The following is a 14,952-nucleotide window of genomic DNA, read 5'->3' as shown; positions in this document are numbered from 1 at the left end:
AAATTCGAAGGTTCGAACAAGAAAATATCGGTGTCGAGTTTCAAAGATCGCAGGTCCAAACCTGGTGCGGCTTTTGAATGTTTCCACACAAATCCCCAAAAATCTTGCTGGTTCGAGCTTCAAAGCTCGGACCCACGCGAAAGTTAGGTCATTTGCAATTGTACCGAAAACGAAATGGTACTGACTCATCAAACCATAGCCAAAAAATTGTGGAATCCTTTGTGCTGCCGTACAAGACGTCCTGCCGGTTGAAAGTTATTCAACATGGGAGTCCGAGCTTGGAAGCTCGAACTAGCGAGGGGTTCTGGTTATTTCAAAATTAATTCGAAGGTTCGGACAAGAAAACACAGGTTTCGAACACCTGTACCAAGGTATTGACGCTCGATTTAATACTTTAAGATATAATGTTGTTTATGTTTAAAATCCTTTTGGAGAAAGACCATGCCTATAAAAAATAAGTCAACCGTGACCATCGTCTGAGGATGATCTTGAATTACCTGCCAGGCCGCTTCCATATCATCGGTCCAATGAATATCATCGAAGATGAATACCGTCTGATCGTGCGCCTTTTCCAGGCACTTTTTATAATATTCAATGGTAGGCAATTTCCTATGATTACCATCAATATAAACAAAATCCAAGGCGGTCATATCCTGCAAAACATCATCCAACACTTCATCGAAATTCCCCACGTAAGAATGAATATTTTCAAGACCCAGTTGCTCAAAATTTGCCCTTGCCCTTGCAGCGATATTGGGACAACCTTCGATCGTGTAAACTTGCGTCTGCGGGTTAGTACTTGCCATATAGGAAGTAGAGATACCCATCGAGGTGCCCAGTTCGAGTATGTTCTTTAAATCCAGCTCACGGATCATGCGGTAAAATAGCTGCCCGTATTTTGCAGGTTTCGCGGCGCTTTTCACGATATCGCTAATCTTGCGTTGCTTATGTGCACCGGTTAAGGAACCGGCACCTAAATCCGTTACTTCGAGGATGGTATTATCACTTAATAATTGCCCGCGCAATGCCTCTACCGGGGCATATGCCGGTTTAAACTTCTTATCGCGGAGCAATTCATCCGCCAGCTTATAAATAAACGGGGAATGCACATCATGGCGGTTACCAGATGTCAATGAATACTTGATAAATTTTCTTGCTAATTTAAACTGTTGCTGAACACTCATCCGCTTCGATATGGTTAATAAATCTTGGATTTTATAAGTCCCCATTTATGCAAACGGTGTTGCAAGGAAACCCGGAGCACACCCAATCCATAGATGCTACTTCTCTTAAAGTTGATACTGCTCGCTTCCTCAAAATACTTGGTGGGGCAGGTTACTTCCGCGATTTCGTAGCCTTTCATAAAAATTTGCGAGGCCATTTCGTTATCGAAGACAAAATCATCGCTATTGGCCATGTAATCAATATCTCTCAGCACCTCGGCCGAAAATGCCCTGTATCCTGTATGGTACTCGCTCAGCTTTTGACCGATCAGCACATTCTGGCTGAAAGTCAACATCCGGTTGAAGAAATATTTATACAAAGGCATACCGCCTTTCAATGCACCTTTTCCCAAAATCCGGCTACCGAATACAACGGGATAAACATCATTAGAAATAATGCTACTCATGGCGCCGATTAATTTCGGGGTATATTGATAATCCGGGTGCAGCATGATGACGATATCGGCCCCTAAAGACAAGGCTTTATTATAGCAGGATTTCTGGTTGCCACCGTAGCCCTTATTCTTGTCATGCCGAACTATATGGCGAATACCGATCGCTTCGGCAGCCTGCACAGTGTCATCTTTACTGGCATCATCAACAAGTACAACCTCGTCAACGATGTCCATCGGGATTTCGCGGTAAGTTTTTTCAAGCGTCAAGGCAGCATTGTAAGCAGGTAAAACCACTACTATTTTTTTGTTGTTCAGCATGCGGAGGCTTTCATTTTTATGAGAGGCAAAGGTAAGGTGTATCGGGATAATTTAAAACTAAAAACAGCAGGAAGTATACTTCCTGCCGTTGAAATACATGCATTTTAATGCCCGTGATCCCCTCCTTCCGCGGTTTTAAGCGCCGCCAAGAGATCATATGCCCCTTTCAATACAAAGGTCGATGCTTCGGGATCCACTTCATCCGGTAATTGCACCCCTTTATAATCATCCGACTCGGCGGTAACGTTTACGGGTACAAAATCGTATTCATGTCCTTGCGAACCTTTTTTCTTTATAAAAACATAATTTGCTCCCTCGAAATCTACCACGGCATTAGAAGGTAATGCCCATTGATCGGCAGGCGCTGTTTCAATAAAGGCTTTCACGAACATGCCGGGAATCAGGTTTTCGTCTTCTTGCTCCAGGTGGCAGTGTACCCTTACTGTTCTTTCAGCGTCAATGACCTTACCGATCAGGTAGACCTTGGCTAAACGTTCTTTCGTTTCATTTGGTAATGATAAACGCACCGTTTGTCCCATCCTGATGCTATTCACATCCCGCTCAAAAACGGTCAGTTCTGCATGCAGGTGATCCGCGTCCACGATTTTAAATAATACATCGTTCGGTGTAACATACTTACCGATATTTACATTCACCTGGAAAACATACCCGTTAATAGGTGAATAAATCTGTATCGTCGGGCTGATTCCATTCTTCTCGATATTAGCGGGTGATATGCCGATGAATTGCAACTTTTTCCGAAGACCGTCCACCCTCGCCTTCGTCGTTAAATACTGCGCCTTCGCCTGTTGTAATACCTTGGTGGCGCTGATCTCGGCGGCGGAAAGTTCCTGTTGACGTTTGTATTCTGTCTCCAGGTAAGCCAGTTGACTAGCATTTTCCAGGTAATCCTGTTGCAACTGGATATATTCCATGTTTTCCAGGGTTGCCAGCAGTTGTCCTTTACGGATTTTCATACCTTCCAGGAGTTCGGTATTTTTTATATACCCGCCCATTGGCACGGCAACATCTACCATATTTTGCGGAGGAACGTCCAGTACGCCGTTTACTTTCAACAAATGACTTAAAGTTCTGCGCGTGATGGCTCCTTCCTGTACACCGATCGCGTTATATTGCAGGTCGCTAATCACTACTTCAGAAGAAATATGCTCATCAGTATGAGCCCCTGTTGAATCCATTGCCTGGGCTGATTCTTGCGTTGCCTTATTATTTTGCGAGCATCCCCATGAGAACGGGATGGCAAGAAAAATAAAAATCCACTTATTTATATTATTTGACATGATCATTATTTTAATTATTGCGCTTGAAAATCGCCGTGAATAAATTGTAGTTCCAACACAGCGAGGTTATGGTCCCGGATCGCTGCCAGGTATGCTTGCTTAATCGCATTTATTTGCTGTAAGTGTTGCCAGTATTGCAAATAACCTATCTCCCCTTCCTTATAGGACCTTTCGGCTTGCCCCTGCATTAAATCGGCTTGCGGCAAGGCAGAATTTTTGTAATAATTAACCTGCCTTACTTGTTTCAACCACTCTTCAGTGAGTTGCTGCTCACGTGTTTGCAGGTTGTTTCGCAAGGTCGTGGTTTGCATTACCGTGGCCTCCCGTTGTAAGCGGGCCATCTTTGTGCGGGCACTAATAGGTTTAAACCATAGCGGCAAGCTCAGGCCAACAATAAACCCGTCGAAACGGTCACCGCGATCAAAATATTTCTGCGTTCCGTTTACTTCCTGGTATCCTACGAGCGATTGATTAAAATATCCCAGCGTGAAACCGGGCAACCATTTATTCTTTTCCGTTTTTAACACGGCGCTTGCAATTGCTTCATTTTGCTGGGAAATTTTCAGGAAAGGATTCGCGCTTACTTGCCCGTTTTCCTGCAAAGAATAAGCGATGGTATCATATGCCAACGGAGATGCTACCTGGAAAGGTAAAGGCAATTGCAGCAGGTTGGAAAGCTGCTTGTACCATACCTTTTCTTCTGCTTCTACATTTTGGAGTTTATTCCGGCTTTCCATCATTTGCGTTGCCGCGGTTACTTGCTCCAACTTTGCCGACTCCCCCGTTCTCACCTTAACGCTGGCCATCTTTTCAAAACGGCTGTAAATACTATCCAGCTCCATCAATAATAATTTCTGCTGTTGCAGGAATAGCAATTGCTGGTATGCTTTCTTTACGTCCAAAATCAAGTTTGCAGCGGTCATCTCCTTTTCCATTTCCTTCCCTTTTAGCTTCGCATCATTGAGGGAAGCATTAGCGCTGTAAACGGTTGGAAACTCGAATGATTGAGAAATTGTATAGTGATTGTCTTTGGCGAGGGAGTTATTTTGGCCAAACTGTCCTGATATTTCTGTTTTCCCTAAATCGAGGCTCGTTCCGCGCCCGGCAGCGGTCGCGTCAATTTCCAGTTGCTTCGATTTTATGGAAGGATGCTGTTTTAATGCTATCTCGATAGCCTCCTGTTCTGATATTTTCTTGGTTTCTTGCGCCTTCCCATATTTCGGTAAAGCAATACTCATCAACAACAAGATCGTTAATGCTTTGAAAGGCTTCGGCTTCCAACCTGATTCAAAGTAGACATATAATACCGGGAGTACCAGTAATGTCAACATGGTAGCTGAAACCAGTCCACCGATCACTACCGTCCCCAAGGGTTGTTGCACTTCTGCGCCCGATCCATTCGACAAGGCCATCGGTACAAAACCGAAAGAAGCCACCAAGGCAGTCATCATCACGGGTCTTAACCTCACGGCCGTACCTTTGAGTACCCGTTCATATACATCGTTCATACCTTCAGCTTTTAAGCGGTTAAACTCTGTTATAAGCACGATGCCGTTCAATACAGCCACACCGAAAAGTGCGATAAACCCAACACCGGCAGATACGCTGAAGTTCATCCCCCGCGCCCAAAGTGCAAAGATGCCGCCTATGGCCGACAAGGGGATTGCCGTGAAAATGAGTACACTGTATTTAACGGAACTGAATGCGAAATAGAGCAATATAAAAATGAGTAATAATGCCACCGGAACAGCGATACCCAACCTTGATTTAGCAGCTTCAAGGTTTTCAAATGCACCGCCGTAAGTAACGTAATACCCGGCAGGCAATTTCAGATTGGCATTAACTTTTGTTTCCAGTTCATGCACGATCGAAGCTACATCACGACCACGTACATTAAAAGCCACGATAATTCTTCTCTTGGCCTCTTCCCTTTGAATTTGATTCGGGCCCAATTCAATCTTAACATCCGCCAATTCTGTCAACGGCACTTGGAAACCATCAGCAGTGGCTACATATAGATTTTGTACATCATCAATTTTACGGCGGTTCGTTTCCTTGAGCCTTAACACCAGGTCGAACCTTCTTTCTCCCTCGTAAACCAAGCCGGCGCTTTCCCCGGCAAAAGCCGTGCGGATCGTTTGGTTGATGCTCGACACGTCCAGGCCGTATTTAGCCATCGCGGCCCTGTTATAGCGGATCACGATTTGGGGTAAGCCGGTAACTTTCTCCACGTATATATCCTTGGCGCCATCAACATTCTGCGCGATCTGCCCCAATTTCTTAGCCTGCTCGCTTAATACTTGTAAATCTTCGCCCCATATTTTCACAACCACGTCTTGCCTGGCGCCGGTCATCAATTCGTTGAAACGCATTTGAATGGGTTGCTGAAAGCCGAAGTCAATCCCCGGTATGGCCGCCAGTTTCGCTTGCATCTTCTCGGCCAGCTCATCCTTTGTTTCGGCATTAACCCATTTACTTTTAGGTTTCAGGATGACCATGAGGTCACAAGCTTCAACCGGCATCGGGTCTGTCGGAATTTCAGAGCTACCGATTTTGCCAACTACTTTTTCTACCTCTTCAAAATTTTCCAATAAAATTTTCGAGGCTTTATCCACTACCTCGATGGTATGTGTGAGGGAGGTTCCCGTCCTGAGGCGCACCTCTACGGCGAAATCACCTTCATCTAAAGATGGGATGAACTCCCCGCCCAAGTTCGAAAAAATGAAAATACTGGCAGAGAATATCAAGATCACGGATATTATCACGGTTCTCTTATACTGTAAAACCTTTTTTAGTATGGGTTCATAAACGCGGTGCATCGCATCGATGATCTTTTCCGAAAATCCATGTTCCGCTTTTACTTTCTTACTCAAAAACAAGGCGCTCATCATCGGCACATATGTCAATGATAACAGGCAGGCACCCAGTATTGCGAAGGAAACCGTTTGGGCCATCGGTTTAAACATCTTGCCTTCGATCCCCGTTAATGCTAAAATTGGTAAATACACGATCAGGATAATGATTTGTCCGAATACTGCCGAGCTCATGATCCGGCGAGCAGCATTCCCCACAACTTCGTCCATTTGTGATTGTTCCAGTTTCTTCCCGGCAAAATGGGTAGCCATAAAATATAGGGATGCCTCTACCACGATCACGGCGCCATCTACGATCAAACCGAAATCAATCGCGCCCAAACTCATCAGGTTGCCGGACACGCCGAATAAATTCATCATGCTGATCGCGAATAGCATCGATAAAGGGATAACCGAAGCCACGATTAAACCGGCCCTCAAATTTCCCAGCAGTAAAACCAGCAGGAATATCACGATCAATGCACCTTCCACCAGGTTGCGGGTAACGGTATCGATCGCGTTATTAACCAGCTTGGTACGATCCAAGAACGGTTCTATATCTACTCCTTCGGGTAATGTACTTTTAATTTTTTCGATCCTCGCCTTCACATCGCGGATAACGGCGCTCGAATTGGCGCCCTTGATCATTAGCACGATGGCGCCGACAGCTTCTCCCGAAGTATTTAACGTGAGCGCCCCGTAACGCAAGGCGCTGCCAATCCTCACGGTGGCAATATCCCGTACCAGCACCGGCATCATGCCGGAAGTGTTTTTCACCACGATATTCTCGATATCTTGCTCGTTTCTCACCAATCCTTCGGCACGGATATAATAAGTATTGGGTTGCTTTTCAATATATGCGCCCCCGGAATTTTCGTTATTTTTCTGAACAGCCTCGAATACTTCGTTAATGCTGATGTTCATAGATCGTAACTTATCGGGGTCAATAGCTACTTCGTATTGTTTGAGGTAGCCGCCGAAACTGCTTACATCTGCCACTCCCGGCGTTCCCAATAATTGCCGACGTACGATCCAATCCTGGATACTACGCAACTCGGTTGCATTGTATTTATCTTCATAACCTTTCTTGGCATGAATAACATATTGATAGATTTCCCCTAAACCTGTTGTCATGGGCATCATCTCGGGGCTACCCAGGGAAGATGGGATTTCCTCCTTGGCCAGGATGATCCTTTCCTGCACTAATTGCCGCGCGAGATAAGGATCCATATCATCCTCGAATACCACGGTGAGTACAGATAAACCGAAACGGGAGATCGAGCGTAGCTCCACCATCCCGGGAATGGTAGCCATAGACTGCTCCACGGGAAAGGTCACGAACTGCTCTATCTCTTGTGCAGCCAGCGAAGGCGATACCGTAATCACCTGTACCTGGTTGTTCGTAATATCGGGTACCGCGTCGATCGGTAAGCGTGTAAGGGAAAAAATTCCCCACCCGAGCAAGGCCAGGGTCATTATGCCCACGATCAGTTTTTGCCTGATTGAAAAGGCGATTATTTTTTCTAGCATAGTTATTAGTAGTCAATTAGATAACACGGGTTACCGGTTATCATGCATAATTCATATTTCACAGGGCGCTTACCAACAGGAACGGGTAAACGCTTCGAAAATAAATTCCAGTTGTATGTAAAGTAAAATGTATAGGTAGTACTACTAACAGCGGGGAGGTTGGAAAATAGTATGGATGGGGCTTTGGTCATGGAAGGCACTTACGAAACTCGCCTTCTCTATTTTAAGCGGTATAACATGGTTTTGAAAATAGAATTGCTGTTCATACATCAATTGATGGTGCTGGCAAACGAAGAAAGAACAACAATCATCGAAATGCCAGGGGAGGTTTTCATGATCAGCATGGTGTTTTTCCAAATGGCTCACATCAGAATAATGCAGATATAAAAAAGATAGCAAGGTTATTGCCGGATTTTCCATTTTATGCTGATGAAAATGCTCTATTAAAGGCGAAATCTTCATTAATGCCGGCAAAATAACATTGCCGGTACTAAAATGAATCGCGATCAATATGACGAAGCACTTTTTCATGCAGGGCAAAAATAATGGTAATTCGTAGAATATTGAAATGAAATCATCTTAAATTTTCAAAAATAATAATATTTAAATGCAACACTGTGGCTGATTTTAATCAAACCAGGCTATTTATTGTACGAATTAACCGCTCATCAAATATTATTAATTGTATCTTTGTCAATCGATTTTTTTGGCATCATATTTTATAATTTAGATTGTTGAAAAAAGGATTGAATAGCATGTATCAAATGCCCATGACTTTAAATAGGAAATCTAACATCGAAGCATCTAACTATATAATTTCGTCGCCGATAGAAAAACCTATGGTAAATAACAGACATATTATCTTGAGAAGGCTACGCCGATTCGCGGGCTTATGTATCATGCTCATCTTTTCTGCGTGCCATTTTGCATTAGCACAGGACCCCGAGATCAAACCGCCACCCATCAAAACGCAAGATACCACGATTAAAAAAATCATGGATGAACTGCAAAGGGTGTCGGATAACGATAAACAAAATACTTCTGCCATCCAGGCTTTGCTCAAAGGCAGGGATCTCGATAATTCTACGAAATACGAGCTGATTAAAAGTAACGTGATCAACGCCAGTGAAACGTTTTACCTGCTTAATAAAAAGATTATCGACCTGAAATCCAGGACCACAACGAATAACCTCGATGTATTCATCACTTCCCTCAATAACCCTGAAAGTAAAGAATTAGGGTTCTCGCTGAGTGATCGCGTCGTAGAACTCGTACAAAAAATCGTGCTCAAAGGGAAAGCCGATAAAGTGGATCGCGATGGTAAGATCATCGAATCTACCAAATCGATCATCGAAAGCCCGATTTTTAAAAGCTTTACCTCGCTAACGCCGCCATTGGCTATTGCCAGCTCCGTAATGAACTTCTTACACAGCGTGAGCATCAGCAATAAAGCCATCAGCAGGCAAGCATTGCAAGATTTCGAAAAGGAATTGAATAAATACACCATTTATTACACCGCCCTCAACGATGCCAATCAAAAATTCGAATTTGGACTGAACTTCAATAAAGATCAGCTCAATCTCTTGCAGGAAAATATGTACGAAATGCTGCAATTTACCGCGGCATCGATGAAATTTCCAATGCCCGCAAGGGGTAATAAAACCATCGCTGAAACATTGAACGAATATTTCTTCGATTTTAGGAAGGAAAAAGTCGTGGATTTCTTTAACAGGCTGGAAGAGAAGTACACCGAAAAAGGGAAGCTCAACTACGAATCACTCCTGCGCGAAAACCCGAATCTGAAGGAAGTAAATAATCAACTGGAAGATCTCGTTATGCAAACAAAACGCTTCGAGAACCTCTACAACGAATATTTCAGCTTGCTGGATTCTTATTATTCCAAGGTGAATTATTCATTGAAACTAGCTTTGGATAACGGCCTAGCTGAAAAAGCCATCGTGGAAGCCAAACAAGCCGAATTCCGCCAGTTGAAAAATGAAGCCGTAAATGAAATACAGGCATCTATCAATATCAAGGAATTGGCTAACAACGTCGAAAAAATCAAATACCGTTACCGGATTTTTTAAATATATTTCCCGCCAGGCGGGATTTTGCCAGGCGGGATTCTGCCAGGCGGGACTCGCGAGTCCCGCCTACATTCGCGTCCTACATTCGCGTTCCGCCTGCATCTGCAAAATACAATCCTATACGCCCCCTTCCAATTCCATCCAATCCAATTTTTTGTCGTAAACACCGCCCATAACGCTATATTTGTATTTTAATATCAAATTAATAATTTAAATAGGTTTTATCAATACCTTTGCCCCGGATTATTTTGGAGGATTAGCGTATGACGACCGTACAACTTGAATATATAGTAGCAGTAGACACCTACAGGAGCTTTGTAACTGCGGCGGAGAAATGCTTCGTAACTCAGCCTACCTTAAGTATGCAAATTCAGAAATTGGAGGATGAGCTAGGAGCCAAGTTATTTGATAGGAGCAAGCTTCCGGTAGTACCTACAGAAATCGGTACGGCGGTCATCGCACAAGCGAGAATAATTATCAAGGAAAATGCCCGGATACGGGAAATCATCACGGATCAAAAGAAAGAAGTACAAGGAATCCTCAAGGTCGGCATCATCCCCACGCTTGCCCCTTACCTTCTTCCCCGCATCATTACCGGCTTTATTAAGAAGTATCCCAAGGTGAAATTAGAAATTTGGGAATATTCAACAGAGCAGATCATACAGTTGTTGAAGCAAGAACAACTGGATTGCGGCATACTTGCCACGCCACTTAATAACGCACACCTCGAAGAGCATCCCATGTTTTATGAATCTTTCGTTGTATATGCTGCGAAAAATCATAAACTGCATGAGAAAAAGTATGTCATCGCGGACGAACTCGAAATCAAGGATGTGTGGCTTCTTAATGAAGGGCACTGCATGCGCAACCAGGTGCTCAATATCTGCCACGAGAAATTCACGATGGGCGATCACAAGAACCTCGAATATAATACCGGCAGCGTGGAAACACTTAAACGCATGGTGGAGCTAAACGATGGCTATACCATCTTGCCGGAACTATCTTTGCAAGATTTATCTGCCAAGCAGATGAACATGGTACGCTTTTTTAAAGCGCCGGAACCGGTTAGGGAAATCAGCCTGGTAACGCATCGTTATTTTATCAAGCAAGCCGTGATCGAAGCATTTAAAAAGGAAATCCTGGCGAATATCCCCGATAAAATGAAAAACAAAAAAACCAGGAAAATCATAGATATCAAACGGTAGCCATGGTAGCCATGGGTCGCGACCCATGGCTGGCGGTGGCGGGCCGGAATCCGGATTTATAATTCGATCCCTGTTGGCCCATTTACAATTATCATTTTCCCAGCGCCGGATCCCCCATTAATCCCCCGTTGCGTCGCACTCTTCAACTACAGGTACACTATTCAACACCCCATGATTCTTATAATCAAACAGCCATGAAAAAAGCCCATGCAATAAAGGCGATACGCCTTACTACACGGACTTCTTCAATTATTCTAGATTCAATTAATTATTAGATGTCATACCGCCGGGTTTCATCTTCGGTGTAGTGATACCGATCAAATCGTTCATCACGTTTACAGCCTCATTCAAATAAGGATCTTGCGTTCTAATTTTAACCCATTCCTTATTACGGGCTACTTTAGCAGAATCACTGGAAATCCGGTCTAAATCCACTTTAAGACTCGAAATATCCAAAGGCGTTACTTTATCATTGGCGCGATCAAACTTCTTAAGAGCGGTCGCATTTGCTTTTTGTTCGGTATCATAAGCCTTCAAACTAAGCGGGAAGGTCTTCTGATCATCCAAGCTTTTAAGCATCTTGATATTATCCTTTATGATCCTGAAAGACTCATCTTTAGCAATACGGTTAGCGCTGTTTTGAGCTAAGGTGCTAACATCAACACCGGGCTGCCACCTGTTATAATTCGCTTTGGCAATTTCATCCCATTGCAATGCATCCGGATCTTTACGTTCGCCGGTTTCTGAATATGGGTCTGGCAACAATACATCTGGTTTTACGCCTTTCAATTGGGTAGAACCACCATTTACACGGTAAAACTTCTGAACGGTCAATTTCAAGCCGCCTAAGCTGCCGCCGAAATCACCTTTTACGAAGTTATCCAATTCTAAAATTCTTTGTACGGAACCTTTACCGAAGGTATTGCTACCTATAATTACAGCACGGTTGTAATCTTGCAACGCGGCAGCCAAAATTTCTGAAGCGGAGGCGCTGTATTCATTCACCATAATCGCTAAAGGACCATCATACTGTACTTTTTTACCTTGATCTTTCAACACCTGCACATTATTACCACGGGTACGCACTTGTACTACCGGCCCTTCGGGAATAAATAAACCTGCCATCTTCACAACATCCGGCAAAGAACCACCGGGGTTAAATCTTAAATCCAGGATGATACCATCCACGTGTTCCGCCTGTAGTTTCTTCACTTCCTTCTCAACATCGGCAGCGCAACTGGCGCCATCGCGATCTTGGAAATCGGCATAAAACTCCGGCAGGTAGATATAACCTATTTTATTTTTACCCTGGATAATTGCCGAACGGGCAAACGTTTCATCCAGTATAATCTCATCCCTGATAATTGAAATCACTTTTTGCGTACCGTCGGTGCTCCTAACCGTCAAACGAACTTCCGTACCTTGTTGGCCACGGATCAGCTTCACCGCGTCTTCCACCGCGAAACCGGTAATATCCACGGGTTCCTCATCTCCTTGCCCTACTTTCAAAATCACATCGTTAGCTCTCAATTGGCCTTGCTTCCAACTGGGGCTACCTACCACGATACTCACGATCTTGATCTTACCATCTTCTTCCCGCAACTGTGCACCGATGCCGAAGAATTTACCGGACATCTGTTCCTGGAAATATCTTTTGTCGGCAGGAGGCATATAATCAGTATGGGGATCCATAGTTGTGGTGATGGAATTGACGAACATGTTAAAGCGTTCATCATCATCCATCTTATTTTTCAAGCGATCGAAATAACGATCGTAAACAGTTTTTACCTTTTGGCGCGCTTCGGCTTCCAGTTCCTTATCGGATTTTTGTTCAACCGGTTTTCCCTTGGCTTCTTCCTTAGCATTTTTTTGGGATTCCAGTAATTGGGAATAATTCTCCAAGGCGCGGTACTTCAACATTTTACGCCAAACTTCGCGGCGATCAGCATCGTCTTTGGCATAAGCCATCGAGTCAGGATCTAAAAGAATGGTTTCATCTTTACTGAAATCAAAAGGTTTTGATAAAATCTCGGTATAAATCCCGTTCGCTTCATCAATCCTTTTCTTTATAATCTCATTCGTTGTAGAGAAAAATAATAAAGGTGCGCCATCGAGCAATTCATTATCGATATGATTATCTACCGAATTGATAGTTTCAATATCTGATTGCAGGAAAAATTTCTTCTCGGAATCTAATGTTTTGAGGAACTTCTGGGCAACTTCTTTCGAGAAAGCATCATCAATCGGTTTGGGTTGGTAATGACCTTCTTTCAGTATGGTTCCCACAAGTTGTATGATCGCTTCATACCTTCCCGGGGGATCAATGTTATAGCCATACTTTGTAAATGCGAAGACACCAGCCGAAACGGTGATAAGCAATACGGGTATAATGGCTTTCAATTTCATTCTCATATACGTCTCCTTCTAGTATTACTCAAAAATAAAGAAATCGTACCCGGTAAATCGCCGGTGCGGTTCTTTTAACAAAAAATTACGTGCTAAAGGCTACTAGCTGCTCAGTTCTGGCCTTTGCAAGCTCTTAAAGATACGGTTATTCGATTCAATATCAATATAAAAAACTGTTAAACGGTTTAATTCGGGTTTACTAACTTGTAAATAGCCCCCTTGGTCTCTCCTTTCCCAGTGGTGGTAAGCAACATGTACAATTCCCCGGCTTCATCTTGCCCCCAACTTAAAATAGCCATATTAAGATCCGGTTTGCCTTGTAAAACCAGGTCTTGACGGGTCCATTTATTGCCGTTTTGCGTTAACACCCAGGTTTTACCGTTATAATCTCCAAAAACGTATTTACCCTGTAAAGCCGGGATAGCCTTCCCGCGGTAAACATAGCCCCCGGTGATACTGATACCCAATGGGTGCTCATATTCATGGATCGGTGGCAATAATTTGGATTTATCAGCGCCGTTCGGAACATTATAATCATGGAACCCTTCCATTATTCTCCAACCATAGTTACCGCCCTTCTCAATGATATCTACTTCTTCATATTTATTTTGTCCAACATCCCCGGCAAACAAGCGATGGTTTAACTTATCGAATGAAATACGCCAAGGGTTGCGTAAACCGTATGCATAGATTTCTGGCCTAGCACCCGTTTTACCTACGAATGGATTATCTTTCGGAATCCCGTAAGGTTTAGCCGAATTAACATCGATCCTTAAAATTTTGGCTAGCAGGGTATTCAAATTCTGGCCATTCCCGTTTTCGCCGTGCTTATCGCCACCGCCGCCGCCATCGCCGGAAGCAATGTATAAGTATCCATCAGGGCCGAAGATGATATCGCCACCGTTGTGGTTAGATTCGGGTTGCTCAAATTCTAATATTACCCTTTCAGAAGTTTTATTTGCAATATTTTTATCATTTGCAGAGACTTTGAATTCCGCCACGCGGGATTTGTGGTTACTTCCCTTTACAGCGCTCGGCACGCTATAATACAGGTAAAATTTACCGTTAGATTTATAATCTGGATGAAAAGTAATGCCGAGCAATCCCCTTTCATCGTAAGCCTCGTTAATCTTTACCATTTCACCGGATACATCGATAAATGGTTTGGACAATAATTTCCCGTTTTCAACTACCCAAACTTTTCCTTCCTTCTGGCAGAAAAAAAGGCGATCTGAGCCATCGTGCGGCGTGGCCATCGCAACCGGGGAAATGAATTGATCGGTCACCAATTGCAGGCGTACCGTATTAGCAGCAGCTTGGGCGGAGTCCGATTCGACATTTACAGAATCTTGTTGTCCCTTTTTGGATGCCGTGTCACATGCCGTGGATGACAAAATAAAAGGTGCTGTAAGAACAAAGCAAGCTAAGCGAACAAAACTCATAGGACGTACAATTTTATTTGTTTCCTTAAATATATAAAACCATCCCTTCATATAATAAAATTTATGACATAAGGAGATGAATTGACACAGGCGGTATTTTTTATTGACTCTTATATTTCGCTGCATTACCTTTGATCTTCAAATTCCGTCATCCAAAATAATAACAGGAAAAACCGGTCAAAAGTTATTCATC

General features: G+C 43.5%; 9 protein-coding genes. 2 read left to right on the top strand and 7 right to left on the bottom strand.

Annotated features, from left to right (window positions below; all coding sequences use genetic code 11):
• Positions 1 to 386: 386 nt before the first annotated feature.
• The 5 genes from COR50_RS11180 to COR50_RS11160 form a co-directional block, all read right to left on the bottom strand.
• Positions 387 to 1,184 (bottom strand): O-methyltransferase, encoded by a 798-nt coding sequence (locus COR50_RS11180; RefSeq protein ID WP_098194061.1) that lies wholly within the window; start codon positions 1,182 to 1,184, stop codon positions 387 to 389.
• 14 nt (positions 1,185 to 1,198) lie between these two features.
• Positions 1,199 to 1,936 carry a glycosyltransferase family 2 protein gene (locus COR50_RS11175; protein ID WP_098194060.1) on the bottom strand — a complete coding sequence of 246 codons (738 nt, stop codon included), beginning with the start codon at positions 1,934 to 1,936 and terminating at the stop codon, positions 1,199 to 1,201.
• A 104-nt stretch (positions 1,937 to 2,040) separates the two neighbouring features.
• Entirely contained in the window at positions 2,041 to 3,237 is a 1,197-nt protein-coding gene (locus COR50_RS11170) for an efflux RND transporter periplasmic adaptor subunit (RefSeq protein ID WP_157760761.1), read from the bottom strand.
• Positions 3,238 to 3,251: 14 nt separating this feature from the next.
• Entirely contained in the window at positions 3,252 to 7,619 is a 4,368-nt protein-coding gene (locus COR50_RS11165; RefSeq protein WP_098194058.1) for a CusA/CzcA family heavy metal efflux RND transporter, read from the bottom strand.
• A 144-nt stretch (positions 7,620 to 7,763) separates the two neighbouring features.
• Complete coding sequence (locus tag COR50_RS11160) at positions 7,764 to 8,150, bottom strand: hypothetical protein (RefSeq protein WP_098194057.1); 387 nt, start codon at positions 8,148 to 8,150, stop codon at positions 7,764 to 7,766.
• Between the two features lie 308 nt (positions 8,151 to 8,458).
• Between COR50_RS11160 and COR50_RS11155 the strand changes: the two genes are divergently transcribed.
• Positions 8,459 to 9,706: a hypothetical protein gene (locus COR50_RS11155; RefSeq protein ID WP_198405827.1), complete on the top strand. Its 1,248-nt coding sequence runs from the start codon at positions 8,459 to 8,461 to the stop codon at positions 9,704 to 9,706.
• Positions 9,707 to 9,969: 263 nt separating this feature from the next.
• Entirely contained in the window at positions 9,970 to 10,911 is a 942-nt protein-coding gene (locus tag COR50_RS11150) for a hydrogen peroxide-inducible genes activator (protein WP_098194055.1), read from the top strand.
• A 264-nt stretch (positions 10,912 to 11,175) separates the two neighbouring features.
• Here the strand turns inward: COR50_RS11150 and COR50_RS11145 are convergent, their stop codons facing one another.
• Both COR50_RS11145 and COR50_RS11140 read right to left on the bottom strand, forming a co-directional pair.
• Entirely contained in the window at positions 11,176 to 13,323 is a 2,148-nt protein-coding gene (locus tag COR50_RS11145; RefSeq protein WP_098194054.1) for a carboxy terminal-processing peptidase, read from the bottom strand.
• A 179-nt stretch (positions 13,324 to 13,502) separates the two neighbouring features.
• On the bottom strand, positions 13,503 to 14,759 hold the full coding sequence (locus COR50_RS11140) for a PQQ-dependent sugar dehydrogenase (RefSeq protein WP_157760757.1): 1,257 nt from the start codon (positions 14,757 to 14,759) through the stop codon (positions 13,503 to 13,505).
• Between the last annotated feature and the right edge of the window lie 193 nt (positions 14,760 to 14,952).

Source organism: Chitinophaga caeni (assembly GCF_002557795.1).
Taxonomy (GTDB): domain Bacteria; phylum Bacteroidota; class Bacteroidia; order Chitinophagales; family Chitinophagaceae; genus Chitinophaga; species Chitinophaga caeni.
Note: the sequence above shows the minus strand (reverse complement) of the source record. Positions and strands in the feature narration are given on the sequence as shown.